Below are 24,204 nucleotides of genomic sequence, written 5' to 3'. Positions count from 1 at the left end.
GGCCCCCCTGGCACCGCGCCGTCCGCGGCTTGTATGCCAGACGCTACCCCTCGGCCGTCCCCCCGTCCCGCGGGGGCCGTCCCGTGTGCCGGTATCGTTGCAGGCGGTCGGTGGCTTCGTAGGGTCCCCCGTAAAACAGGGCATCGAAGTTTCGTATGACCATACAAAAGGAACGACGGTCTTCGTGAGAAAGGGCCTCCCATGGCCGCCTCCCGCCTGGTCGTGCTGGTCTCCGGTTCCGGCACCAACCTCCAGGCCCTGCTCGACGCCATCGACGCCCATCCCGGCGGAGCCGAGGGCTTCGGAGCCGAAGTCGTCGCCGTGGGGGCCGACCGCGAGAACATCGCCGGCCTCGAACGGGCCGAGAAGGCCGGGATCCCCACCTTCGTGTGCCCGGTCAAGGCCCACGCGAGCCGCGCGGAGTGGGACGTCGCGCTGACCGGGGCGACCGAGGCGTACGCGCCGGACCTCGTCGTCTCCGCCGGCTTCATGAAGATCCTGGGCGAGGCGTTCCTCGACCGCTTCGGCGGTCGCATCGTCAACACCCATCCCGCCCTCCTCCCGTCCTTCCCCGGCGCCCACGGCGTCCGGGACGCCCTCGCGTACGGGGTGAAGGTCACCGGCTGCACGGTCCACTTCGTGGACGCAGGCGTGGACACCGGTCCGATCATCGCCCAGGGTGTGGTCGAGGTCGGGGACGAGGACGACGAAGCCGCTCTCCATGAGCGCATCAAGGAAGTCGAGCGCCAGCTGCTCGTCGATGTCGTGGGGCGCCTGGCCCGGCACGGCTACCGCATTGAGGGACGAAAGGTAACAATCCAGTGACCGCCGCAGAGAGCAGCACCACCTCGTCGAAGCGACCGATCCGGCGCGCCCTCGTCAGCGTCTACGACAAGACGGGACTGGAGGAGCTGGCCCGCGGCCTGCACGAGGCGGGTGTCTCCCTCGTCTCCACCGGCTCCACCGCCTCCCGCATCGCCGACGCCGGCGTGCCCGTCACCAAGGTCGAGGAGCTCACCGGGTTCCCCGAGTGCCTGGACGGCCGCGTCAAGACCCTGCACCCGCGCGTCCACGCCGGGATCCTCGCCGACCTGCGCCTCGAGGACCACCGGCGTCAGCTGGCCGAGCTCGGCGTCGAGCCCTTCGACCTGGTGGTCGTCAACCTCTACCCGTTCCGGGAGACCGTCGCCTCGGGCGCCACCCCCGACGAGTGCGTCGAGCAGATCGACATCGGCGGCCCGTCCATGGTGCGCGCCGCCGCGAAGAACCACCCGTCCGTCGCCGTCGTCACCAGCCCCGAGCGGTACGCCGACGTCCTCGCCGCGGCCCAGGGCGGCGGCTTCGACCTCGACGCCCGCAAGCGGCTGGCGGCCGAGGCCTTCCAGCACACCGCCGCGTACGACGTCGCCGTCGCCTCCTGGTTCACGGGCGCGTACGCCCCGGAGCCGGAGGCCGTGCTGCCCGAGTTCCTGGCCGGCGCCTGGGACCGCAAGGCCGTCCTGCGCTACGGCGAGAACCCGCACCAGGCCGCGGCCCTCTACACCGACGGACAGCCGGGCGGGCTCGCCAACGCCGAGCAGCTGCACGGCAAGGAGATGTCCTTCAACAACTACGTGGACACCGAGGCCGCCCGCCGGGCCGCCTACGACCACGACGAGCCCTGCGTCGCGATCATCAAGCACGCCAACCCGTGCGGCATCGCGATCGGCGCGGACGTCGCCGAGGCGCACCGCAAGGCCCACGCCTGCGACCCGCTGTCGGCCTTCGGCGGCGTCATCGCCGTCAACCGTCCGGTGACGGTCCAGCTCGCCGAGCAGGTCGCGGAGATCTTCACCGAGGTCATCGCCGCCCCCGCCTACGAGGAGGGCGCGGTCGCGATCCTGGCCAAGAAGAAGAACATCCGCGTGCTGCGCGTCGACGGCAGCCCGCACCAGCCCGGCGACCTCAAGCCGATCTCGGGCGGCGCGGTGCTCCAGCAGAGCGACGTGTTCCAGGCCGAGGGCGACGACCCGAAGAACTGGACGCTCGCCACCGGCGAGGCGCTCGCCCCGGAGGAGCTCGCCGAGCTCGCCTTCGCGTGGAAGGCCTGCCGGGCCGTGAAGTCCAACGCGATCCTGCTCGCCAAGGACGGCGCCTCGGTGGGCGTCGGCATGGGCCAGGTCAACCGCGTGGACTCCGCCAAGCTGGCCGTCGAGCGGGCCGGCGCCGAGCGCGCGCAGGGCTCGTACGCCGCGTCCGACGCCTTCTTCCCGTTCCCGGACGGGCTGGAGATCCTGACCGCGGCGGGCGTCAAGGCCGTGGTCCAGCCGGGCGGTTCGGTCCGTGACGAGCAGGTCGTCGAGGCCGCCGAGGCGGCGGGCGTGACCATGTACTTCACCGGCACCCGCCACTTCTTCCACTGAGCAACCCGGGCACACCGCTCCGAGTACGGCGAAGGCCGCCATCCGCAGCAGCGCGGGTGGCGGCCTTCGCCGTACGCGTGGCGGCGGTGCTGCTAGTACTGCGGACGGCGGAAGTACGCGCCGGCGGCCGAGTTGGCCAGGCCGACGAGGACCCACAGGGCGAGCCCGAACTGGATCAGAGCCATGAGCAGCGAGAACACGACCGCGCCCGCCGCCTCGTCACTGCTGAGCGCGACCAGGTTCACGAGGAGGCTGAGCCCGGAGAAGAGGGTCATCAGAGAGCCGTAGACGATGCCGGACACCCGGACGCCGCCGCGGCCCTTGCCCAGCTTGGCGGCGGTCAGGATGGGCCACAGCGCCAGGGCCAGGATGACGATGCCGCCGATGACCACCGCCGCCCCCGCGACCGCTCCCGCATCGCTCGCCGTGGAGCTGGAGGAGCCGGAGAGGACCGAGGCGAACATCGCCCCGCCGAGGAGGAACACGACCCCGCCCAGGACCTGGAGGCCGCCGACGATGAACAGGATGACGCGGGCGGCCTTCACGCCGCCCGGCATCGGCATCTGTGCGCCTGGGTAGCCTCCGGGGGCCGCGGGGTAGGCCTGCTGGGCCTGCGGGTAGGCGTAGCCGCCCTGCGGGGCCTGCTGCGGGTAGCCGTAACCGGGCTGGCCCTGCGGCTGCTGCCCGTACGGGTTGTTCGGGTCACCGAAACTCATCTTGGGGTGTTCCTCCGTGGAAGTGCGGGGACGCACGGCACGCACGGAGGTGGTACTGCTGTTGCGGCCCGCCCCCCGGCACTGCCCGCGGCACTCATTTTGCCCATCGTCGGCCGACCGGACCGGACTTGTCCAGCGGCTATTGCGACCGCACCGTCACTTGTTGTGCAAGTGCAACGATTGGTTCAAGCCTGTGACCGTACGGCAGACCCCCTTGAGTGGAACCGGGGCCGCCCCATCCGGGAGGATGGACACATGACCGCCCAGATTCTCGACGGCAAGGCCACCGCGGCCGCGATCAAGTCCGAACTGACCGCCCGTGTGGCGGCCCTCAAGGCCCGGGGCGTCACCCCCGGACTCGGCACCCTGCTGGTCGGCGACGACCCGGGCAGCCGCTGGTACGTCAACGGAAAGCACAAGGACTGCGCCGAGGTCGGCATCGAGTCCATCCGGCGCGAACTGCCCGCCACGGCCACCCAGGAGGAGATCGAGGCGGTCGTCCGCGAGCTGAACGAGGACCCGGCCTGCACCGGCTACATCGTCCAACTCCCGCTGCCCAAGGGCATCGACACCAACCGGGTGCTGGAGCTGATGGACCCGGCGAAGGACGCCGACGGCCTGCATCCGATGTCCCTCGGCCGGCTGGTCCTCAACGAGCCGGGGCCGCTGCCCTGCACCCCGTACGGCATCGTCGAGCTGCTGCGCCACCACGGAGTGGAGATCAACGGCGCCCACGTCGTGGTCGTCGGCCGCGGCATCACCGTCGGCCGCTCCATCGGCCTGCTGCTCACCCGCAAGTCCGAGAACGCCACCGTGACCCTGTGCCACACCGGTACGCGCGACCTGTCCGGGATCCTGCGCCACGCCGACATCGTCGTGGCCGCGGCCGGCGTCCCGCACCTGGTCAAGCCGGAGGACATCAAGCCCGGCGCGGCCGTCCTCGACGTGGGCGTCAGCCGCGACGAGAGCGGCAAGATCGTCGGCGACGTGCACCCCGGTGTCGCCGAGGTCGCCGCCTGGATCTCCCCGAACCCGGGCGGCGTCGGCCCGATGACCCGGGCCCAGCTCCTCGCCAACGTCGTCGAGGCGGCCGAGCGGACGGCGACCAGTGCGGGCTGAGCACGACGCCGAGCCCGACACCGGCGCCGAGCCCGGCACCGGGGCCGCCAAGCCCGGCACCGGCGCCGACGGGGCGGCGGCGCAGGCCCCGAAGTCGCGCCGCTTCCCCGCCGTCACCCAGGACACGGCCCGCCCCGAGGGCGCGGGCCGGGCCGGGCCGGGGGACGCGCTCGCGGCCCGTCAGTGGCCGATGCTCAGCGTGCTCGCCGCGACCGCGATCGGGCTGCTGCTCACCGCGCTCGGCCAGGCGCGGGTCGGCTGCCTGGTGATCGGCGTGGCCCTGATCGGCGCCTCGGTGCTGCGGCGCGTCCTGCCGGACGTGGGCATGCTCGCCGTGCGCTCCCGGTTCACGGACATGATCACGTACGGGCTGCTGGGCCTGGCGATCACGCTGCTCGCGCTGGTGGTGGAGCCCAAGCCGTGGCTGGAGATCCCGTTCCTGGAGGACGCGGTCCGCTTCACCGTCCGCTGAGGCCGCCGGGGCCGGTGCCGCCGTACCCGCCGCCTCCGCCGTCCCCACCGGAACCGCCGGATCCACCCGTCCGGATGAGCCGGGCGGGCGAATTGCGGGGGCGTGTACGCCCGCTCGCCTTCGAACTCCCGGTCCGTGTGCCACGGACCACACCGACCGGGGGGTTGGGGCACCGGGGAGTCGGATAGCCTGACGCCGGATGTCTCTTCACGTCAAGATTTGCAGGGAAGCGGCGTCCGCCAGCACATGGGGCAGGGACGCCCCACCGCCAGCTGTCTAACGGAGAAGGCCATGACCCGCACTCCTGTGAATGTCACCGTCACCGGCGCCGCCGGCCAGATCGGCTACGCGCTGCTCTTCCGCATCGCCTCCGGTCACCTGCTCGGCGCGGACGTGCCGGTCAAGCTCCGCCTGCTGGAGATCCCCCAGGGCATGAAGGCCGCCGAGGGCACGGCCATGGAGCTCGACGACTGCGCCTTCCCGCTGCTGAAGGGCATCGACATCTTCGACGACCCGAACAAGGGCTTCGAGGGTGCGAACGTCGCCCTGCTCGTCGGCGCCCGCCCCCGTACCGCGGGCATGGAGCGCGGTGACCTGCTCTCCGCCAACGGCGGCATCTTCAAGCCGCAGGGCAAGGCCATCAACGACCACGCCGCGGACGACATCAAGGTCCTCGTCGTCGGCAACCCGGCCAACACCAACGCCCTGATCGCCCAGTCGGCCGCCCCGGACGTACCGGCGGAGCGCTTCACCGCGATGACCCGCCTGGACCACAACCGCGCGATCTCGCAGCTGGCCTCCAAGACCGGTGCCGCCGTCTCCGACATCAAGCGCCTGACGATCTGGGGCAACCACTCCGCCACCCAGTACCCCGACATCTTCCACGCGGAGATCGCCGGCAAGAACGCCGCCGAGGTCGTGGGCGACCAGGCGTGGCTGGCCGACACCTTCATCCCGACCGTCGCCAAGCGCGGCGCCGCGATCATCGAGGCCCGTGGCGCGTCCTCCGCCGCATCCGCCGCCAACGCCGCCATCGACCACATCCACACCTGGGTCAACGGCACCGCCGAGGGCGACTGGACCTCCATGGGCATCCCGTCGGACGGCTCCTACGGCGTCCCGGAGGGCCTCATCTCCTCCTTCCCGGTCGTCTGCAAGGACGGCACGTACGAGATCGTCCAGGGCCTGGACATCAACGAGTTCTCCCGTGCGCGCATCGACGCGTCCGTGCAGGAGCTCTCCGAGGAGCGCGACGCGGTCCGCGAGCTCGGCCTGATCTGAACCTGATCGCGGCGAAGGCCCCGGCGCACGGCGCGCCGGGGCCTTCCCGTTCCTCCGTTTCCCCGTCTCCCCGTTCCGGGTCGGCTCAGCTGTGCTTGCCCGGGGTGTAGTGGCCGGGGACCATACGGGTGGTGACGGCGAAGCGGTTCCACACGTTGATGGTCGCGATCACGGCGATCAGCTGGGCGAGCTCCTTCTCCCCGAAGTGCTTCGCGGCCTTCTCGTACACCTCGTCGGGCACGAAACCGTCGGTCAGGACGGTCACTGCCTCGGTCAGCTCGATCGCGGCGATCTCCTTCTCGGTGTAGAAGTGCCGCGACTCCTCCCAGGCGCTGAGCTGGATGATCCGCTGCACGCTCTCGCCCCCCGCGAGCGCGTCCTTGGTGTGCATGTCGAGGCAGAACGCGCAGTGGTTGAGCTGCGAGGCGCGGATCTTGACCAGCTCCAGCAGAACCGGGTCCATGCCCTTGCGCGTGGCCATCTCCAGGTTGAGGACGGCCTTGTAGATGTCCGGCACCTGCTGGGCCAGGTTCATGCGCGGGGTGTGCTCGTGGGTGTGGGAGGTACCGGCTTCTTCGGTGTGTTCGTGAGTGGTCATGACCTCACCCTACGGAGCAGGCGGCCCGCCGATATGGTCCATGTTCATGACGGAATCGTGGGCCACTTTCGGTGCCGACCTGCATCTGGACCTCTCCGCCGGACGCGGCCTGCGGGCCGGTCTCACCGAGGCGTTGCGCGAGGCCGCACGCAGCGGCCGGCTCGCGCCCGGGACCCGGCTGCCGTCCTCGCGGTCGCTCGCCGCCGACCTCGGCATCGCCCGCAACACGGTCGCGGAGGCGTACGCCGAGCTCGTCGCCGAGGGCTGGCTGACGGCCCGCCAGGGCTCGGGCACCCGGGTCGCGGAACGCGCGCGGCCCCGCCGGTCCGCGGCCGCGGCCGCCGCCCGCGTCCGGCCCCCGGCGCGGCGGGGGCCCGCGTACAGCCTGCTGGCCGGCACCCCGGACCTGGGCGGATTCCCGCGCGCGGCCTGGCTGTCGGCGGCCCGGCGGGCGCTGACGGACGCCCCGAACGAGGCCTTCGGCTACGGGCTGGATCCGCGCGGCCGGTTCGAGCTGCGCGAGGCGCTGGCCGGCTACCTGGCGCGGGCGCGCGGGGTGTACGCGGACCCGGACCGGATCGTGCTGTGCTCCGGCTTCGCGCACGGGCTGTCGCTGCTGGCGCGGGTGCTGCGGGCGCGCCGGGTACGGGAGGTGGCGGTGGAGGGGTACAGCCTGGACGTCCACCGCGAGCTGCTGACCCGGGCGGGGCTGCGGACGGCCCCGCTGACGGTGGACGGGGCGGGGGCGTGCACCCCGGAGCTGTCCTCGGGCGAGGCGGGGGCGGTGCTGCTCACGCCGGCGCACCAGTTCCCGACCGGGGTGGCGCTGACCGCGTCCCGGCGGGCGGCGGCGGTCGATTGGGCCCGGACCACGGGCGGCCTGATCCTGGAGGACGACTACGACGGGGAGTTCCGCTACGACCGCCAGCAGGTCGGCGCCCTTCAGGGGCTCGACCCCGACCGGGTGGTGTACCTCGGCACGGTGAGCAAGTCCCTCGCGCCGGGGCTGCGGATGGGCTGGATGGTGGTGCCGCCGGGGCTGTTGGAGGAGGTGCTCGCGGCGAAGGGGCGGTTCGACTGGGCGTCGAGCGCCCTGGACCAGCTGACCCTGGCGGAGTTCATCCGCTCGGGGGCGTACGACCGCCATGTGCGCGGCATGCGGCTGCGCTACCGGCGCCGCCGGGACGAGCTGCTGGCGGCGGTGTCGGGGCGGGTCGCCGTCTCGGGCATCGCGGCGGGCCTGCACGCGGTGCTGGACCTCCCGGCGGGGACGCAGGAGGCGGTGCTGCGGGCGGCGGCCTGGCACGACGTGGCCCTGGAGACCCTGTCCCGCTACGCCCACCCGGAGTCGGCGGTGCCGCCGCGGGAGGCCCTGGTCGTCGGCTACGGCACCCCGTCGACGAGCGCCTGGTCCGCGTCCCTGGCGGCCCTGGTGGCGACCCTGTCCTGACGGGCCCCGCGCCGCCGCGGCCGCCGCCCCGAGCGCCCAAACCGCACGGATCGGGACGAATCGACTCTAGATCATGGAGTCTCGGTGACGGTTTCGGCGGCCGGATTCCATCCCTTCGATGCCCCGTTCTAGTCTGTCGGCCATGGACAGCAGCAGTAGCACCACCCGACGCATGCGCTCCGGCGGCGTCGCCCTCGGCGGCATGGGCCTGCTCGCCGCAGCCCTCGTCGCCTGTGGCAGCAGCAGCGAGCCGGACAAGCGCTGCGCCGACCGCGTGACCCTGGAGAAGCTCAACACCAAGGAGTGCAGGAGCGGCGGCCGCGGGTCGTACTACTACGGCGGCACCGTCACCAACAACAGGGTCCACGGCGGAAGCTTCGACAAGTCGGCCGTCAAGAGGAACGGCATCGGCGGCTCCACCTCCGGCTCCAGCGGAGGCTGAGCCCCGTGGAGCGCCACACCATCGAGCCGCGGCCGGACTGGCAGAAGACCGTCGAGGAGCAGGGGCTCATCTACCCCCTCACCCGCTACCCCGACGACTCCCTGCGCCCGTACTGGGACGAGAGCGCGTACTACTCCTTCTCGCTGCCCGAGGTCGAGGCACTGGAGAACGTCGTCGAGGAACTGCACGCCATGTGCCTGGCCGCGGCCGCGCACATCGTCGAACACGACCGCTTCGCCGACCTCGGCATCACCGACCCGAAGCTCGCCGTGCTCATCGCAGAGTCCTGGCGGCGCCGCGCCGAACAGCCCTCCCTGTACGGCCGCTTCGACCTGCGCTACGACGGCTCCGGCAGCCCCGCCAAGATGCTGGAGTACAACGCCGACACCCCCACCTCCCTGGTGGAGGCGGCCAGTCCGCAGTGGTTCTGGATGGAGGAGCGCTTCCCCGGCGCCGACCAGTGGAACTCCCTGCACGAACGGCTCGTCGACGCCTGGCGCCGGCAGGCCGAGCTGCTGCCGCCCGGCCCGGTGCACTTCGCGCACTCCGAGGCCGACGAGCTCGGCGAGGACCTGATGACGGTGGCCTACCTCCAGGAGACCGCCGAGCAGGCGGGCCTGGACACCGAGGCGCTGTCCGTCGAGCAGATCGGCTGGGACACCCTCTCGGGCCGGTTCGTCGACCAGCACCTGCGGTTCATCCGCGGCATCTTCAAGCTCTACCCCTGGGAGTGGCTGGCCACCGACGAGTTCGGCCCGTACGTCCTGGACACCTACGACCAGGGCGGCGGCTCCGGCACCACCTGCTGGATCGAGCCGCTGTGGAAGATGCTGCTGTCCAACAAGGCGCTGCTGGCGATCCTGTGGGAGCTCTTCCCCGAGCACCCCAACCTGCTGCCCGCCTACCTCGACGGCCCCCGCGAACTGGCCGACACCACCGGCTTCGCCGCGAAGCCGCTGCTGGGCCGCGAGGGCGCCGGCGTCAGCCTGCACGCCCCCGGCGGCGAGCCGTTCACCCCGGCCGAGGGCGAGCGGTACGTCTACCAGGCGCTGGCCCCACTGCCCGACTTCGACGGCAACCGGGTCGTGCTCGGCGCCTGGGTCGTCGAGGAGGAGGCCGCGGGCCTCGGCATCCGCGAGTCCGCGGGCCCCGTCACGGACGAATACGCCCGCTTCCTCCCGCACGTCATCCTTTAGCCGGTGGCCGGCGGGCCGTCACCGGCCCGCCGGGGCGGTCTGTCGGCTCGGCCGACGGTGTGTCGGCCGGCGGTGTGTCAGGTGGTGGCGAGGACCGCGCGGAGCTGGTCCAGCCCCCAGTCCAGGTCCTCCTTGCCGATCACCAGGGGCGGGGCGATGCGGATCGTGGCGCCGTGGGTGTCCTTGACCAGGACGCCCCGCTCCATCAGGCGCTGCGAGACCTCCCGGCCCGTTCCGTGGCCGGGCTCGATGTCCACGCCGGCCCACAGCCCGCGGCCGCGTACGGCGGTCACCGCGCCCCCGCCGACCAGCAGGTTCAGCTCCCGGTGCAGGTGGTCGCCGAGTTCGGCGGCGCGCTGCTGGTACTCGCCCGTCCGGAGCATCGCGACGACCTCCAGGGCGACCGCGCAGGCCAGCGGGTTCCCGCCGAAGGTGGAGCCGTGCTCGCCGGGCTTGAAGACGCCGAGCACGTCCCGGTCGGCGACGACGGCCGAGACCGGCACCACGCCGCCGCCCAGCGCCTTGCCGAGGATGTAGACGTCCGGCACGACGTCCTCGTGCTCGCAGGCGAAGGTCCGGCCCGTGCGGCCCAGCCCCGACTGGATTTCGTCGGCCATGAACAGGACGTTCCGCTCGCGCGTGAGCTCCCGTACGCCCTGGAGGTAGCCGGGCGGCGGCACCAGCACCCCGGCCTCGCCCTGGATCGGCTCCAGCAGCACGGCCACCGTGTTCGAGGTGACGGCGTGGGCGAGGGCGGTGAGGTCCCCGTACGGGACGATCTCGAACCCCGGGGTGTACGGCCCGAAGTGGTCGCGGGCCTCGTGGTCGGTGGAGAAGCTCACGATGGTCGTCGTACGGCCGTGGAAGTTGTCGGACGCGACCACGATCTTGGCGTGGCCGTCCGGTACGCCCTTGACCTCGTACCCCCACTTGCGGGCGGTCTTCACCGCCGTCTCCACGGCCTCGGCCCCGGTGTTCATCGGCAGCACCATGTCCTTGCCGCACAGCTCGGTGACGGCGGTGCAGAAATCGGCGAACCGGTCGTGGTGGAAGGCCCGCGAGGTCAGCGTGACCCGCTCCAGCTGCGCCCGCGCCGCGTCGATCAGACGGCGGTTGCAGTGGCCGAAGTTGAGCGCCGAGTAGCCCGCGAGCATGTCGAGGTAGCGGCGGCCCTCGACATCGGTCATCCACGCGCCCTCCGCGGTCGCCACGACGACGGGCAGCGGGTGGTAGTTGTGCGCGCTGTGCGCCTCGGCGGTGGCGATGGCATCAGCAGTGGTCGACACGGGGTCTCCGATCGTCGTCGTCGGCGGGCCGGGTGGGGTGACAGGGTGGTGTCACCGTCACCTTGTATACGGCTATAGGTCGCTCGTATACCGGACGCGGAAACCTTTCCGGTGGCGCGCCCGCTAAGGTTGGCGGTACGCACGGCGACTGGCGCACGGAGAACGAACTCCGGGGGAGTCGTGCGCGCACGACCGCACACAGGGCCGCTCGCCTGGGCCTCGCGGGGACGAGAACCGACATCGACCCCGGAGGAGCCGCCGTGACCGCGCCCCGCCATCCCGCCCTGACCTCGACCGACCCCGAACTGGCGTCCTTCGTCGCCGCCGAGGAACAGCTCCAGGCGCAGACGCTCCGTCTGATCCCCAGCGAGAACTACGTGTCGGCCGCCGTGCTCGAAGCCTCCGGCACCGTCCTCCAGAACAAGTACAGCGAGGGCTACCCGGGCCGCCGCTACTACGAGGGCCAGCAGAACATCGACCGGATCGAGGCCCTGGCCGTCGAGCGGGCGAAGGGCCTGTTCGGCGTCGACCACGCCAACGTCCAGCCGTACTCCGGCTCGCCCGCGAACCTGGCCGTGTACCTGGCCTTCGCGCAGCCCGGCGACACGGTGATGGGCATGGCCCTGCCGATGGGCGGCCACCTGACGCACGGCTGGGGGGTCTCGGCGACGGGCACCTGGTTCCGCGGCGTGCAGTACGGGGTCTCCGCGGACACCGGGCTGATCGACTACGACGCCGTGCGCGACCTCGCGCTGGCCGAGCGCCCGAAGATCATCTTCTGTGGCGGCACCGCGCTGCCCCGCACGATCGACTTCGAGGCCTTCGCCTCCATCGCCAAGGAGGCGGGCTCGGTCCTGGTCGCCGACATCGCCCACATCGCGGGCCTGATCGCGGGCGGGGCCCACCCCTCCCCGGCCGGCCACGTCGACGTCATCTCCACGACCACGCACAAGACCCTGCGCGGCCCGCGCGGCGCGATGCTGATGTGCCGGGAGGAGCACGCCAAGGCCATCGACAAGGCGGTCTTCCCCGGCCTCCAGGGCGGCCCGCACAACCAGACGACGGCCGGCATCGCGGTCGCCCTGCACGAGGCGGCGCAGCCCTCGTTCACGGCGTACGCGCACGCGGTGGTGGCCAACGCGAAGGCGCTGGCCGAGGCCCTGCTGGAGCGCGGCTTCGACCTGGTGTCGGGCGGTACCGACAACCACCTGATCCTGATCGACCTGACCCGCAAGGACGTCCCGGGCAAGACCGCGGCGAAGGCCCTGGACCGGGCGGGCATCGTCGTGAACTACAACACGGTCCCCTTCGACCCGCGCAAGCCCTTCGACCCGTCGGGGATCCGCATCGGCACGCCGTCGCTGACCTCGCGCGGTCTGACCGCCGAGCACATGCCGCAGGTCGCGGACTGGATCGCGCGGGCCGTGGCCGCCGCCGCGGGCGGCGACGAGCAGGCCCTGGCCGCGATCCGGGCCGAGGTCGCCGACCTCATGGCCGCCCACCCGGCCCCCGGCCTCCCGCTGTCCTGACCCGCACATCCAGCCCCGCCGGCGTTTGAGGCGCGGGGGTCCGGGGGCGGAGCCCCCGGGAAGCCGGCCCGCAGGGAAGCGCCGGCGGGGCCGGGGCGGGCGTGCCCTGGCCTGCGGCCGAAAGCGGTCGCTCGGCCGGGGTGGGATCCGGCCGCCCCGCTACTGTCCGGTACGCGGACGGGGGCCGGTCCGGGCAGGGCCGCGGGGCTGTGACCCGTGTCGCACCCCCCGCGGGGACGGGCGGCTTCCGGCCGGTAAACGGCCCGAGCCGGCCCGCACACCTGAGAGAATGAAGCCATGGCTTCTGATCGTCCTCGCGCGCTCTCCGGCATCCAGCCCACCTCCGGTTCGTTCCACCTCGGGAACTACCTCGGAGCGATCCGCCAGTACGTCGCCCTCCAGGAGACGCACGACGCGTTCTACATGGTCGTCGACCTGCACGCGATCACCATGCCGCAGGACCCGAAGGACCTCCGCGCGAACACCCGGCTCTCCGCCGCGCAGCTGCTCGCCGCCGGCCTCGACCCCGAGCGCTGCACCCTCTTCATCCAGAGCCACGTCCCCGAGCACGCGCAGCTCGCCTGGGTCATGAACTGCATCACCGGCTTCGGCGAGGCCGGCCGGATGACCCAGTTCAAGGACAAGTCCGCCAAGGGCGGTGCCAACGCCGCCAGCGTCGGCCTGTTCACGTACCCGATCCTCCAGGTCGCCGACATCCTGCTGTACCAGGCGAACGCCGTCCCCGTCGGCGAGGACCAGCGCCAGCACATCGAGCTGACCCGCGACCTGGCCGAGCGCTTCAACCAGCGCTTCGGGCAGACGTTCACCCTCCCCGCGGCGCACATCGTCAAGGAGGTCGCGAAGATCTACGACCTCCAGGACCCGACGATCAAGATGTCGAAGTCCGCGTCCTCCCCCAAGGGCCTGATCAACCTCCTCGACGAGCCCAAGGCCACCGAGAAGAAGATCAAGAGCGCGGTCACCGACACCGAGACCGAGATCCGCTTCGACACCGAGAAGAAGCCCGGTGTCAGCAACCTGCTCACGATCTACTCCACCCTCACGGGGGAGACCGTCCCGGCCCTGGAGGCCAGGTACGAGGGCAAGGGCTACGGTGCGCTGAAGACCGACCTCGCCGCCGTGATGGTCGACTTCGTCACACCGTTCAAGCAGCGCACCCAGGAATTCCTGGAAGACCCCGAGACGTTGGACGCCATCCTGGCCAAGGGTGCGGAGAAGGCCCGCGCGGTCGCCGCCGAGACCCTGGCACAGGCGTACGACCGCCTCGGATTCCTGCCCGCGAAGCACTGATCCGGCCCCGCCGGAGCTCTGGCGGAAGAAGGCCCCTGGCATTCCGGGGGCCGTCGGCCGCACACTGGGTCGGCACGGCACGCACACATCCGGCACACAGACGACCAAGGAGAGATACGTGGGGACCGTAACGCTCGGCGTTTCGATCGCGGTCCCGGAGCCGCACGGCACCCAGCTCCAGCAGCTGCGCGCCGGCTTCGGGGACGCCGCCGCGCACGGCATCCCCACGCACGTCACCCTCGTCCCGCCCACCGAGGTGGACACGGACCGGCTGCCGGACATCAAGGCCCACCTCGCCGAGGTCGCGGCCGCCTTCGGGCCCTTCGCGATGCGACTGGAGGGCACCGGCACGTTCCGCCCGCTCTCCCCGGTCGTCTTCGTGAAGGTCGCCGAGGGCGGCGCGGGCTGCACCCGGCTCCAGGGCCTGGTCCGCGACCCCGCCGGGCCGCTCGACCGGGAGCTCGCGTTCCCGTACCACCCGCACGTCACCGTCGCCCACGGGATCTCCGAGGAGGCGATGGACCTGGCCTTCGCCGAGCTCGCCGACTACGCGGCCGGGTGGATGTGCACCGGCTTCGCGCTCTACGAGCAGGGCTCGGACGAGGTGTGGCGCAAACTGCGCGAGTACCCCTTCGGCAGCGGCGTCGCCTCGGGCACCGTCCCGGCGCAGCCCGGCGCACCGGCCTCCGAGGCCGCGGACTCCTCGGTGCAGCAGCCCTGACGCGGCTGCTGCCGCAGCGGCCGCAGGACCCGGCGGGCCCGGAATCCGATCGAGCGCAGGACCAGCTGGTGGAACGGGCGAAGACCGTGGCGGAAAGTCACAATCGACGACCGTAGTCCCCGAAAGCCGCAATCCCGGCTATTTCCACGGGCTCCTTTACGGTGAGCCCATGGACTGGCTGAAGAACCTCCCGGTGGTCGGGCCGGCGGCCACCCGCATGATGCGGACCCACGCCTGGCGCTCGTACGAACGCCTGGACCGCACCCACTGGACCCGGCTCGCCGCCGCGATCACCTTCATCAGCTTCGTCGCGCTCTTCCCGCTGCTCACCGTGGCCGCCGCCGTCGGTGCCGCCCTGCTCAGCCAGGAGCAGCTGGACCGGCTCCAGAAGACCCTCGCCGAACAGGTCCCCGGCATCTCCGACCAGCTGGACATCGCCGGCCTCGTCGACAACGCCGCCACCGTCGGGCTCGTCGCCGGCGCCGTGCTGCTCCTCACCGGCATCGGGTGGATCGGCAGCATGCGGGAGTGCCTGCGCGCCGTGTGGGACAAGGACGACGAGGACGAGGAGAACGTCTTCGTCCGCAAGGGCAAGGACACCCTCGTCCTGCTCGGCCTCGGCGCCGTCGGCCTGGCCTCGGCCGTCGCCTCGATCGTCGGCGCCAGCGCGGTCGGCCGGTTCGGCGCCCTGCTGGGCATCCCCCAGCAGGGCGCGGGCGGTGTGGTGCTGCGCGCCGCGGCCTTCCTGGTCGGCGTCGTGGCCGCCGTCCTGGTGCTGCTGTACCTGCTGACCCTGCTGCCCGGGGTGGAGCCGCCGCGCCGCAGCCTGATCCAGGCGGCACTCCTCGGCGCGGTCGGCTTCGAACTGCTGAAACTGCTGCTCAGCGGCTATATGCGGGAGGTCGCCACGAAGAGCATGTACGGGGCTTTCGGCGTGCCGATCGCCCTGCTGCTCTGGATCAACTTCTCGGCGAAGCTGCTGCTGTTCTGCGCGGCATGGACGGCGACCCGCCCCCGCCCCGAGGGCGAGGACGAAGCCGAGGCCGGAAACTGACCCGGTCGGCCCGGCTCAGGTCGCATCGGTTTCGGCCCGCTCCTCCCGGCGGCTGCGCGCCCCCAGCGGCCAGCGGCGGTTGACGGCGTACGCCCCGGCCGCGGCGACGGCCAGCGCCCCGGCCGCGACCCCGAGCGCGGTGCCCAGCCCGCCGCCGGAGTTGTCGCCGGCCCCCGCAGGCGCCCGCTCGTGCGACTGGGCGGGGGAGCCGTGCGGGGAGGTGTCGGCGCTCTTGGGCGGCACCAGCACACCGACCGGCTTGACCTTCCCGGCCGCCCCGAAGCCCCAGTCGAGCAGTGCGGCGGTCTCCTCGTAGACGGAGTTGGCCCCGCCCGCCGTGTTCATCACCGTGACCAGCAGCTTCTTGTCGCCGCGCTGGGCCAGGCCGGTGAAGGTGGACCCGGCCATGGTGGTGCTGCCGTTCTTCACGCCGGCGATGCCCTTGTACGGGGTGAGGCCCCCGGCGCCGGTCATCAGCCGGTTGGTGTTCTGGATCTCGAAGAATTCGCGCGGCTTGCCGCCCTCCCGGCTGCCGGGGAACTTGGCGCTGGCCGTGCCGCAGTACTCGCGGAAGTCCCGCTTCTGGAGGCCGGAGCGGGCGATCAGGGTGAGGTCGTACGCGCTCGACACCTGGCCGGGGGCGTCGTACCCGTCGGGGGAGACGACGTGGGTGTCGAGGGCCTGGAGCTCCTCGGCGTGCGCCTGCATGTCCCGCACGGTCTTCTCGATGCCGCCGTTCATGGCGGAGAGCACGTGCACGGCGTCGTTGCCCGACCGCAGGAACACCCCGAGCCACAGGTCGTGCACGGAGTACTCCAGTTCCTCCTTGACCCCCACCAGGCTGGAGCCCGATCCGACACCGGACAGCTCCCGCTCGGTGACCTTGTGGAGCTGGTCCTTGGGCAGCCTGGGCAGCAACGTGTCGGCGAAGAGCATCTTCATCGTCGAGGCCGGGGGCAGCCGCCAGTGCGCGTTGTTCGCCGCCAGCACCTCCCCCGTCTCGGCGTCGGCCACGATCCACGACCGCCCGGTGAGGTTCCCCGGCAGCGCGGGCGCCCCGGCCAGCGGATTGACCTGCACGCCCGGCTTGCCGAGCAGGGCCCCGCCGACGGTCGACATCGACGCGGGCGGCGCGGGCGCGCCCGGGGGCTGTTGCGGCTGCCGCTTTCCGCCGGCCGGGGGAGCGGGCGATGCGTGCGCGGGCACCGTGAGGAGGGCGGGGGCCAGCAGCGCGGCGGAAAGGACCGCAAGCGCGGTCTTCTTTGCGGACACGCAGGTGAACGTACATGCATATCGGCACACCATCGCCGGGGACCGGCCAAGTCGGCCCAACGACCGCCGGGACAGCCCACCCCGGCGCGTCCGTCCTGGGGACCGAACCGATACTGGGGGCATGAAACTCAGCCGCACCGCCTCCTGGTTCCTGCTCGCCTTCGGCGTGTGGAGCTGGTTCATCTGGGTGTCTTTCGTCCGGAACCTGTGGAAGGACAGCAGCGGTCTGGCATTCGACGCAGCGGGCGAGCCGACCGGGTATTTCTGGGTCCACCTTCTCCTGGCAGTGACGTCCTTTCTCCTGGGGACGGCCGTTGGTGTGATCGGGCTGCGCGGGGTGCTCGCCCTGCGCCGTGCGGCACGCCGGGGGCCGGAGCAGTGAGCGCCGTCCTCTTCGCCGTCGTCGCCCTGCTCGTCCTGGCCCTGCTGGGGCTGGTCCACCGCTGGCTGTGGGTCCGCCTGGTCCGCGACACCACCCGCCCCGGGGGCCCCGCCCGCCGGGCGGGCACCGTCCTCGCCGTCGCGCTGCCGCTGCTGTCGCTGGCCGCCCTGACCGCGGGCCGCGCCGGCGCCCCCTTCGCGTTCGAACAGGCCGTGGCCTGGCCGGGCTACCTGTGGCTGGCCGTCCTGCTGTACCTGAGCATGGCCATGCTGGTCGCCGAGCCGGTACGGGCGCTCCTGCTGCGCCGCCGCCCGGCGCGCGGCCCGCAGCCGCGGCCCGAGCCCGAACGGGCGCGCGAGCCGCAGCCGCAGGCCTCCGCCCCGGTGGGGGCCGCGGCGCAGGCCGCCCCCGGGCCGGCCCCGGAGCCAAAGGGGCAGCGCGGGCGGGAGCCCGAGCCGGCGAAGCCGGCGGAGCAGCAGGCCTCGGGGGAGCAGCAGGCCTCGCAGGAGCCGGAGGCCGCCGGGATCGGCCGGCGGCTGTTCGTCGCCCGCGCCGTGGCCGGCGTCGCGGTCGCGGCCGCCGCCGGGACCGTCGGGTACGGGACGTACGGGGTCATGCGCGGGCCGCGCGTGAAGCGGGTGCAGGTCCCCCTCGCCAAACTGCCCCGCGCGGCCCACGGCTTCCGGATCGCCGTCGTCAGCGACGTCCACCTGGGCCCCGTCCTGGGCCGTGCGCACGCCGCCCGGATCGTCGAGACCGTCAACCGCACCCAGCCCGACCTCATCGCCATCGTCGGCGACCTCGTCGACGGCGACGTGGCCGACCTCGGCCCGGCCGCCGAACCGCTGGCCGGGCTCCGGGCGCGGCACGGCGCGTACTTCGTCACCGGGAACCACGAGTACTTCTCCGGGGCGCAGCAGTGGATCGACCACGTCCGCGAACTGGGCCTGACCCCGCTGGAGAACGCCCGCCGCGCCCTGCCGCACTTCGACCTCGCCGGGGTCAACGACGTCCAGGGCGAGCGGGAGGGCAGTGGCCCGGACTTCCGGGCGGCCCTCGGCGACCGCGACCGGTCCCGCGCCGCGGTGCTCCTCGCCCACCAGCCGGTGGTCATCCACGACGCGGTCCGCCACGGCGTCGACCTCCAGTTGTCCGGCCACACGCACGGCGGCCAGATGTGGCCCGGCGAGTACCTCGCCGACCTGGCCAATCCGACCGTCGCCGGCCTCGAACGCTACGGGGACACCCAGCTCTACGTCTCCCGCGGCGCCGGCGCCTGGGGCCCGCCGGTCCGGGTCGGGGCGCCGTCGGACATCACCGTCGTCGAACTCGCCTCGTACCAGGCCTGAACCGGACGGCGCCGGCGGGCGGCTCAGCCCGCCAGGCGCCGTTCGAGGCCGTCGAGGACGAGGTCCAGCCCGTAGTCGAACTCGGCCCCGTAGTCGTACCCGGGCTGCATGACGTGCTCCCGGGCGAACTCGGCCAGGTGCGGGTACTCGTCGGCCGGGAACTGCGCGAGGAAGTCCAGGGCGGCCTCGCCGACGTCCTGCGGCTGGAACGGCAGGGCCGCCTCCGTCAGGGCGAACCCGTAGACGTAGCTGTCCAGCAGCGAGAAGGCGTGCGCCGCGAGCGGGAACGGGAAGCCGCCGCGCCGCAGGGTGGCGATCACCGCGTCATGGTGCCGGAGCGTGGCCGGGCCGGGGTGGGCGCGCGAGTCCATCACCGCGGTCGCCCACGGGTGGCGGCGCAGCACGGTGCGGGCCGAGTGGGCGCGGTGGCGCAGCGCGGTCCGCCAGTCGGTGTCGGCCGGGGGCAGGTCGATCTCGGCGAAGACGGCGTCGACGATGCCGTCGACGATCGCCTCCTTGTTGGGCACGTGGTGGTACAGGGACATCGGCTTGACGCCGAGCTCCTGCGCCACGGACCTGATCGTCAGCGCGGTGATGCCGCCCGCGTCCGCGACGCGCACCGCCGCGGCGAGCACCCGTTCGCGGCTGAGCGGAGCCTGCCTGTCCATGTCGATTCCGTCGCACACCTCGTGGTTCTGCTGCCGTCCAGAGGGTACCGTACTAAGTAAGTCGTACTTAGTACGGAAGAGAGGGCGGGCGGGATGGACCTGATGAAGGCGGTCGTCCAGGAGGGCTACGGGCCCCCCGAGGTCCTGCGGCTGGCGGAGGTCCCCCGGCCGTCCGCGGGGAAGGGCGAGGTGCTGATCCGGGTCGCCGCGGCCGGCGTCGACCGGGGCACCTGGCACCTGATGGCGGGGCAGCCCTACGTGGTGCGGCTGGTCCTCGGGCTGCGCCGGCCGCGGAAGCCGTGGGTCGGGCAGGACGTGGCGGGCACGGTCGCGGCGGTGGGGCCCGGCGTGACCGGCTTCGCGCCGGGGGACGAGGTGTACGGGGTCGCGCCCGGCTCCTTCGCCGAGTACGCGGTCGCCCGCGCCGACCGGATCGTGCGCAAGCCGGCCCGGCTCGGCTTCGAGCAGGCCGGGGTGGTGGCGGTCTCCGGGCTCACCGCGCTCCAGGGCCTGCGGGACGTGGGCCGCGTGCGTCCGGGACAGCACGTCCTGGTCGTCGGCGCGTCGGGCGGCGTGGGGACCTTCGCCGTGCAGGTGGCCAAGGCCCTGGGGGCCGAGGTGACGGGGGTGTGCAGCACGGCCAAGGCGGAGCTGGTCCGCTCGATCGGCGCGGACCACGTGATCGACTACACCCGCACCGACTTCGCGGCCGGCGGCCGCCGCTACGACGTGATCCTGGACATCGGCGGCAGCAGCAGCCTGTCCCGGCTGCGCCGGGCCCTCGCGCCGCGCGGCACCCTCGTCATCGCGGGCGGCGAGGACGCGGGGGACTGGATCGGGCTGGGGCGGCAGTTCCGTGCGGTCGTCCTGTCGCCCTTCGTGCGGCAGCGGCTGACGATGTTCGTCGCGAAGACCCGGCGGGCCGACCTCGAAGCGCTGAACGGGTTCGTGGAGGCCGGCCTGCTGACCCCGGTCGTGGGCGCCGCGTACGGGCTGGCCGACGTACCGGAGGCGGTACGCGGGCTGGCGGCGGGTCAGGCCCGGGGCAAGACCGCCATCACGGTCCGCGCGGCGGAGCCGGAGCGCCCCTAGGGCTTCGGCTAGGGCTTCGGCTCGGGCTCCGGGTCGGGGTCCGAGGCGCGCTTCTTCTTCGACACGGCCGTCTGCGCCATGCCCGGCAGGAAGTCCGCGAACAGCTCGTGCAGTTCGCGCACCAGCGGGCGCAGGACCCGGAAGCGGGCGAGGACGATGCCGCGCGTCGTGAGCTGTGCGCCGCGCTCGGCCAGGCGCCGGGTCTTGGCGCTGTCGGGGGACCGGTCGAAGACCCAGTACAGGACGAGCCCCATGTGCGAGAGCCACATCAGCTCGGGCAGGACGTCGGCCAGTTCGTCCGGCACCTTGGTCTTCGCGCCGGCGAGGACCTCGCGGTGCATGTCGATCACGGCCCTGCGGGCGGGCTCGGACTCGGGGGAGAACGGGCTGAGCGGGCTCTCGGGGTCCGCGGCGTTCTTGAAGAACTGCGAGGCGAACTCGTGGTAGGGCGCCGCGATGTCGAGCCAGCTCAGCAGCACGCCCGCGAGCCGCTTCTGCAGGTCGGTCTCGTTGTCCAGGATGGGCCGGACCGCCGCTTGGTGGGCGGCGCCGATCCGGTCGTAGAACCCCTGGACCAGGTGTTCCTTCGACTCGAAGTAGTAGTAGGCGTTGCCGACCGAGACTCCGGCCTCCTTGGCGATGGCCCGCATGGTCGTCTTGTCGAAGCCGCGCTCCTGGAAGAGGCGGAGCGCGGTTTCGAGGATGAGCGTGCGGGTCTGCTCGCTCTTGGGAGCCTTCTGATCAGTCACGGTGTCCGAGCCTATCGGGGTGCGGGGCAGTGCTCGCCACAGGCGGGTGCCTCCGCCTCCGGCCCGGGCTCCGCGCCGGGTTCGGTCCGTACCGCCTGCCGCCAGGCGGAGGCGGTGTACATGGCGGCCCGGGCGAAGGGCCGGCCCGCCGGGGTGGCGAGCCAGTTCGCCTTCGGCCGGTGCTCGGCGAGCGCCCACAGGCAGACGATGAAGGCGTCGGTGCCGGTCCACACCTGGCCCGAGTCCCCGATCACGGTGATCTCGCGCAGGGTCGAGGCGTGGTCGAGCTCGGGGAACCGCCGCTGTGCCTCCCGGGACCCGGCCGGCACGAGCCGGAGCGGGACCAGGCAGTGCTGCCGGAGCAGCCAGTGCCGGATGTGGACGCACAGCGGGCAGTCCGCGTCGTACAGGACGGTCAGGTGCCGGGTGGCGGCGGCGCGCGCGGCCGGTGCCATCGGTCAGGCCCCGGCGGTCGGCCAGGCGCCGGCGGCCGGCGCGGTCCAGCCCTGCGGGGCGACCGGCGGCGTCTGCCGGCGCTCCATGATCCCGCGGCGGCGCATCTTGTTCAGCACCCATACGTTGCCGAGGTGCAGGAAGCCGAGCACCAGCAGGACGACGCCGAGCTTGACCGAGAGCACCTCGAAGAGGGTGCGGGCGGTGTCGATGGTGTCGGCCGACCGCAGGTAGAGGGTCACGAAGCCGATGTTCACGAGGTAGAAGCCGACCACCAGGAGGTGGTTCACGGCGTCCGCGAGCTTCTCGTCCCCGTGCAGGACGTCGGCGATGAAGACCCGGCCGTTGCGGCTGAGCGTCCGGGCGACCCAGACGGTCAGACCGATGCTGACGAGCAGGTAGATGACGTACGCGACGACGGTGAGGTCCATGCCTCGCCCCCCTTGAACATGTTCAACTCGTTGGCAGGACTGACTGTAGACCTCTTTTTGAACAGGTTCAAGCTCGCTGTGCCCCGCCCTGCGGGGCCGCGCTACTCCGGCGCCTCGATCCACATCAGGCACCTGCCGTGGATGTTCCGCTTGATGCAGAGCCGCCCGCGCGCCGCCCTGGGGCCCGGGTCCTCCGGCGCCTCGCGGTCCACGAACTCCGTGACGATCCGCCGGTCCTCCACGCGGGAGACCCCGACCTGCCGGCTGAAGTCGATGCCCAGCTCGGTCTCCTGCTCCAGGCTCGCGAGGGCGTACCTGCCCCGAGCGCCCGGGTACTCCCGGAAAGCCGCCGCGACCGCCTCGAAGAAGGCGAGGTCCTCGTCGCCGCGCACCCTGTCGTCCGTCGTCATGGCTGGCTCCTCTTCAGGCGGGCGGATCCGGCCGTCCCCGTGGGCCGCAGCCGCGCACGGCCGGAAGGGCCGTGGTCGGGCGGGGAGCCGGGAAGGGGCGCCGGCGCGGGCGTGTCCACCGTCGCCGGCCGCTCCCCTCCGTCAAGCCTGGCACGCCCCCGGTGCGGCTGCCATCCGGCCGTCCGGCCGCCGCCTCACGGGCGGCCCAGGAACTCCAGCAGCAGGGCGGTGATCTCCTGCGGGCGCTCCAGCGACGGCAGGTGGCCGGCCCAGGGCAGCTCCATGTGGCGGGCGCCCGGCACCAGCTGCGGGACGGACGCGGCGATCCCGCGGAAGTCGGGGTGGTCGTAGAGCCGGGTCACCCGCCCGGGGTGCCGGGCCGCGATCTGCAGGGCGACCCGGCGGCCGTACGAGGACCCCACCAGCGCCGCCCGCTCGATGCCGAGGTGGTCCAGCAGGGCCAGTACGTCGTCCTCGTCGCGGGAAATCCCCCCGGACGGCCGCTGTCGGTGCCTGCCCGTACGCTGCCGGGCGGGCAGGGCCGACGCCCGGAAACGGAGGTGAGCGGCTGGCGGCGGATCACATGCTCATCGACCGGGCGTAGTTGACCTGCCCCATCACCCACTGGAAGGTGCTCGCGTCGATCGCCGGGATCATCGTGGCGTGGTGGCGGCCGCCGCTGGTGACCGTGACCTGGATGTAGCCGGTCGTGGTCTTCTCCTTCATGAGGAGGAACAGCAGGCCGAGCAGGCAGAAGATGAAGAAGATGATCGCGAGCACGATGGCGTGCGACGGGATCTTCGTCTCGGTCCGGGAGAAGTCCGTGGCGTTCCACATGGCGCCCTTGAGCGGCATCGTCCCGGACGGGGTGATGATCTGGTCGCCGACGATGGTGATGTCACCGAGCGTCAGACTGCCGCCGCCGCCCGCGCCCGTGGGCGGCGGGACCGGGGCCGGGGCGAACGCCGGCGGCGCGGCGGGCGGCTGGGAAGGGGCCGGTATGCCCGCGCCGCCGACGGTCGGCTGGTAGCCCGGGGCCGCCGGGTAGGGCTGCGGGTAGCCGTAACTCGGGCTGCCCGGGGCCCCGTTGTCGCTCGCGTACGGATTCGGCTGCTGATCGCTCATGTGGCTGATCCTTACACAGAACCCGCCTGCCCAGACCGCCCCCGGGGCACTACTCGGCCCCGGCCTCCGGCCTGCCGCGACCCGCGGCCGTGAGGATCTCGGCGACGTCCAGGGTGACCTTGGCGCCGATCGACTCGGGCAGGGTGACGAGCTCGCCAGGGGCGTGGATGCGGTGGGTGGCGTATTCGTCCTGCGCCGGGTCGGTGAGGACGTGCAGGCGGTTGTGCCTGCGGTCGACGATCACGTAGACGGGCACCTTGGCGTTGGCGTACGCGGTGACCTTGGTGCGCAGGTCGGTCTTGTAGTTGGAGGAGGTGACCTCCAGGACCAGGCGGAACACGACCGGGTCGTAGCAGTTGTTCTCGATGTGGTGGTCCTCGAAGTCCGCGTCGACGACCGAGAGGTCCGGGATGGCATAGTCCTCGCGTCCCTCGGGGAGCCAGAGGCCGATGCCTTGGAGTACTTCCGTGGCCCCGCCGTCGAGACCGGCCGTGATGAACGGGCTCATGAGCTTGGTCAGGGCCCGGGCATGGGCGCCGTCGGCTGGTGGGGACACGATGATCTGCCCTCCGATGATCTCGACGCGGTAGCCCGGAAGCCGTTCCATGAGCCGGTTGGCCTCGGCGATCAGAGACCGGTCGCTGTAGGGCTGCTCAGTGTGTGCTGCGGACATCACGTGCCTCCCGTGGGCTGCTG

General features: G+C 72.5%; 27 protein-coding genes and 1 riboswitch. Of the genes, 15 read left to right on the top strand and 12 right to left on the bottom strand.

What is annotated here, in order from left to right; genetic code table 11:
• The first annotated feature begins 201 nt into the window (after nucleotides 1-201).
• Both purN and purH read left to right on the top strand, forming a co-directional pair.
• Complete coding sequence (purN, locus tag AC068A_RS16170) at nucleotides 202-825, top strand: phosphoribosylglycinamide formyltransferase (RefSeq protein WP_478585326.1); 624 nt, start codon at nucleotides 202-204, stop codon at nucleotides 823-825.
• Nucleotides 822-2,402, top strand: a complete 1,581-nt coding sequence (purH, locus tag AC068A_RS16165) for a bifunctional phosphoribosylaminoimidazolecarboxamide formyltransferase/IMP cyclohydrolase (RefSeq protein ID WP_478585324.1) — start codon at nucleotides 822-824, stop codon at nucleotides 2,400-2,402. Before purN ends, purH begins: the two co-directional genes overlap by 4 nt.
• A gap of 92 nt (nucleotides 2,403-2,494) precedes the next feature.
• Here purH and AC068A_RS16160 read toward each other — a convergent pair whose 3' ends face one another.
• On the bottom strand, nucleotides 2,495-3,118 hold the full coding sequence (locus AC068A_RS16160) for a hypothetical protein (protein WP_478585322.1): 624 nt from the start codon (nucleotides 3,116-3,118) through the stop codon (nucleotides 2,495-2,497).
• Between the two features lie 255 nt (nucleotides 3,119-3,373).
• Between AC068A_RS16160 and AC068A_RS16155 the strand changes: the two genes are divergently transcribed.
• The 3 genes from AC068A_RS16155 to AC068A_RS16145 all read left to right on the top strand — a co-directional run bounded on the left by AC068A_RS16155 (nucleotide 3,374) and on the right by AC068A_RS16145 (nucleotide 5,990).
• On the top strand, nucleotides 3,374-4,237 hold the full coding sequence (locus AC068A_RS16155; protein WP_478585320.1) for a bifunctional methylenetetrahydrofolate dehydrogenase/methenyltetrahydrofolate cyclohydrolase: 864 nt from the start codon (nucleotides 3,374-3,376) through the stop codon (nucleotides 4,235-4,237).
• The gene (locus AC068A_RS16150; protein WP_478585318.1) at nucleotides 4,227-4,709 is read left to right on the top strand and encodes a DUF3017 domain-containing protein; all 483 of its coding nucleotides are present in this window, start codon (nucleotides 4,227-4,229) and stop codon (nucleotides 4,707-4,709) included. The genes AC068A_RS16155 and AC068A_RS16150 overlap by 11 nt, the downstream gene beginning before the upstream one ends.
• A 291-nt stretch (nucleotides 4,710-5,000) precedes the next feature.
• Nucleotides 5,001-5,990 carry a malate dehydrogenase gene (locus tag AC068A_RS16145; RefSeq protein WP_478585316.1) on the top strand — a complete coding sequence of 330 codons (990 nt, stop codon included), beginning with the start codon at nucleotides 5,001-5,003 and terminating at the stop codon, nucleotides 5,988-5,990.
• Nucleotides 5,991-6,075: 85 nt separating this feature from the next.
• Here AC068A_RS16145 and AC068A_RS16140 read toward each other — a convergent pair whose 3' ends face one another.
• Nucleotides 6,076-6,588 (bottom strand): carboxymuconolactone decarboxylase family protein, encoded by a 513-nt coding sequence (locus AC068A_RS16140; protein WP_478585314.1) that lies wholly within the window; start codon nucleotides 6,586-6,588, stop codon nucleotides 6,076-6,078.
• Nucleotides 6,589-6,634: 46 nt separating this feature from the next.
• Here AC068A_RS16140 and pdxR point away from each other — a divergent pair, with 46 nt between their 5' ends.
• From pdxR to AC068A_RS16125, 3 genes are all read left to right on the top strand, one after another.
• Nucleotides 6,635-8,038, top strand: coding sequence for a MocR-like pyridoxine biosynthesis transcription factor PdxR (pdxR, locus tag AC068A_RS16135; protein WP_478585312.1), 1,404 nt, complete (start codon nucleotides 6,635-6,637; stop codon nucleotides 8,036-8,038).
• 142 nt (nucleotides 8,039-8,180) lie between these two features.
• Nucleotides 8,181-8,480: a hypothetical protein gene (locus AC068A_RS16130; RefSeq protein WP_478585310.1), complete on the top strand. Its 300-nt coding sequence runs from the start codon at nucleotides 8,181-8,183 to the stop codon at nucleotides 8,478-8,480.
• Nucleotides 8,481-8,485: 5 nt separating this feature from the next.
• Entirely contained in the window at nucleotides 8,486-9,676 is a 1,191-nt protein-coding gene (locus AC068A_RS16125; protein ID WP_478585308.1) for a glutathionylspermidine synthase family protein, read from the top strand.
• A gap of 77 nt (nucleotides 9,677-9,753) precedes the next feature.
• Here the strand turns inward: AC068A_RS16125 and rocD are convergent, their stop codons facing one another.
• Nucleotides 9,754-10,962: an ornithine--oxo-acid transaminase gene (gene rocD, locus AC068A_RS16120; protein WP_478585306.1), complete on the bottom strand. Its 1,209-nt coding sequence runs from the start codon at nucleotides 10,960-10,962 to the stop codon at nucleotides 9,754-9,756.
• Between the two features lie 134 nt (nucleotides 10,963-11,096).
• Nucleotides 11,097-11,187, top strand: a riboswitch (ZMP/ZTP riboswitch).
• A 35-nt stretch (nucleotides 11,188-11,222) separates the two neighbouring features.
• On the opposite strand from rocD, the gene AC068A_RS16115 reads away from it, so the two are divergent.
• The 4 genes from AC068A_RS16115 to AC068A_RS16100 all read left to right on the top strand — a co-directional run bounded on the left by AC068A_RS16115 (nucleotide 11,223) and on the right by AC068A_RS16100 (nucleotide 15,577).
• A complete protein-coding gene (locus tag AC068A_RS16115) occupies nucleotides 11,223-12,491 on the top strand; it encodes a serine hydroxymethyltransferase (protein WP_478585304.1) in 1,269 nt (422 codons plus the stop codon).
• A gap of 297 nt (nucleotides 12,492-12,788) precedes the next feature.
• Complete coding sequence (gene trpS / locus AC068A_RS16110; protein ID WP_478585302.1) at nucleotides 12,789-13,802, top strand: tryptophan--tRNA ligase; 1,014 nt, start codon at nucleotides 12,789-12,791, stop codon at nucleotides 13,800-13,802.
• A gap of 118 nt (nucleotides 13,803-13,920) precedes the next feature.
• Nucleotides 13,921-14,523, top strand: coding sequence for a 2'-5' RNA ligase family protein (locus AC068A_RS16105; protein ID WP_478585300.1), 603 nt, complete (start codon nucleotides 13,921-13,923; stop codon nucleotides 14,521-14,523).
• 169 nt (nucleotides 14,524-14,692) lie between these two features.
• On the top strand, nucleotides 14,693-15,577 hold the full coding sequence (locus AC068A_RS16100) for a YihY/virulence factor BrkB family protein (protein WP_478585298.1): 885 nt from the start codon (nucleotides 14,693-14,695) through the stop codon (nucleotides 15,575-15,577).
• Nucleotides 15,578-15,592: 15 nt separating this feature from the next.
• Here AC068A_RS16100 and AC068A_RS16095 read toward each other — a convergent pair whose 3' ends face one another.
• Nucleotides 15,593-16,849 (bottom strand): D-alanyl-D-alanine carboxypeptidase family protein, encoded by a 1,257-nt coding sequence (locus tag AC068A_RS16095; RefSeq protein ID WP_478585296.1) that lies wholly within the window; start codon nucleotides 16,847-16,849, stop codon nucleotides 15,593-15,595.
• A gap of 121 nt (nucleotides 16,850-16,970) precedes the next feature.
• Here AC068A_RS16095 and AC068A_RS16090 point away from each other — a divergent pair, with 121 nt between their 5' ends.
• Together AC068A_RS16090 and AC068A_RS16085 are read left to right on the top strand one after the other, a co-directional pair.
• On the top strand, nucleotides 16,971-17,231 hold the full coding sequence (locus AC068A_RS16090; RefSeq protein ID WP_478585294.1) for an SCO4848 family membrane protein: 261 nt from the start codon (nucleotides 16,971-16,973) through the stop codon (nucleotides 17,229-17,231).
• Nucleotides 17,228-18,580, top strand: coding sequence for a metallophosphoesterase (locus AC068A_RS16085; RefSeq protein ID WP_478585292.1), 1,353 nt, complete (start codon nucleotides 17,228-17,230; stop codon nucleotides 18,578-18,580). Before AC068A_RS16090 ends, AC068A_RS16085 begins: the two co-directional genes overlap by 4 nt.
• 23 nt (nucleotides 18,581-18,603) lie before the next feature.
• Here the strand turns inward: AC068A_RS16085 and AC068A_RS16080 are convergent, their stop codons facing one another.
• Nucleotides 18,604-19,248: a TetR/AcrR family transcriptional regulator gene (locus AC068A_RS16080; protein WP_478585290.1), complete on the bottom strand. Its 645-nt coding sequence runs from the start codon at nucleotides 19,246-19,248 to the stop codon at nucleotides 18,604-18,606.
• A 102-nt stretch (nucleotides 19,249-19,350) separates the two neighbouring features.
• Here AC068A_RS16080 and AC068A_RS16075 point away from each other — a divergent pair, with 102 nt between their 5' ends.
• Nucleotides 19,351-20,340, top strand: a complete 990-nt coding sequence (locus AC068A_RS16075) for an NAD(P)-dependent alcohol dehydrogenase (protein ID WP_478585396.1) — start codon at nucleotides 19,351-19,353, stop codon at nucleotides 20,338-20,340.
• A gap of 8 nt (nucleotides 20,341-20,348) precedes the next feature.
• On the opposite strand, the gene AC068A_RS16070 is transcribed toward AC068A_RS16075, so the two are convergent.
• The 7 genes from AC068A_RS16070 to AC068A_RS16040 all read right to left on the bottom strand — a co-directional run bounded on the left by AC068A_RS16070 (nucleotide 20,349) and on the right by AC068A_RS16040 (nucleotide 24,181).
• On the bottom strand, nucleotides 20,349-21,089 hold the full coding sequence (locus AC068A_RS16070) for a TetR family transcriptional regulator (protein WP_478585288.1): 741 nt from the start codon (nucleotides 21,087-21,089) through the stop codon (nucleotides 20,349-20,351).
• Between the two features lie 11 nt (nucleotides 21,090-21,100).
• On the bottom strand, nucleotides 21,101-21,544 hold the full coding sequence (locus AC068A_RS16065; protein ID WP_478585286.1) for a thiol-disulfide oxidoreductase DCC family protein: 444 nt from the start codon (nucleotides 21,542-21,544) through the stop codon (nucleotides 21,101-21,103).
• A 3-nt stretch (nucleotides 21,545-21,547) separates the two neighbouring features.
• A complete protein-coding gene (locus tag AC068A_RS16060) occupies nucleotides 21,548-21,973 on the bottom strand; it encodes a hypothetical protein (RefSeq protein WP_478585285.1) in 426 nt (141 codons plus the stop codon).
• Between the two features lie 101 nt (nucleotides 21,974-22,074).
• On the bottom strand, nucleotides 22,075-22,383 hold the full coding sequence (locus AC068A_RS16055; protein ID WP_478585283.1) for a hypothetical protein: 309 nt from the start codon (nucleotides 22,381-22,383) through the stop codon (nucleotides 22,075-22,077).
• A 194-nt stretch (nucleotides 22,384-22,577) separates the two neighbouring features.
• A complete protein-coding gene (locus AC068A_RS16050) occupies nucleotides 22,578-22,847 on the bottom strand; it encodes an alpha/beta fold hydrolase (protein ID WP_478585394.1) in 270 nt (89 codons plus the stop codon).
• A 115-nt stretch (nucleotides 22,848-22,962) separates the two neighbouring features.
• The gene (locus AC068A_RS16045) at nucleotides 22,963-23,508 is read right to left on the bottom strand and encodes a hypothetical protein (RefSeq protein ID WP_478585281.1); all 546 of its coding nucleotides are present in this window, start codon (nucleotides 23,506-23,508) and stop codon (nucleotides 22,963-22,965) included.
• A gap of 49 nt (nucleotides 23,509-23,557) precedes the next feature.
• Nucleotides 23,558-24,181 carry a Uma2 family endonuclease gene (locus AC068A_RS16040; RefSeq protein WP_478585279.1) on the bottom strand — a complete coding sequence of 208 codons (624 nt, stop codon included), beginning with the start codon at nucleotides 24,179-24,181 and terminating at the stop codon, nucleotides 23,558-23,560.
• Nucleotides 24,182-24,204 lie beyond the last annotated feature (23 nt).

The organism is Streptomyces sp. NPDC043854, from assembly GCF_056436005.1.
This window is presented reverse-complemented; position numbering and strand designations above follow the sequence as displayed.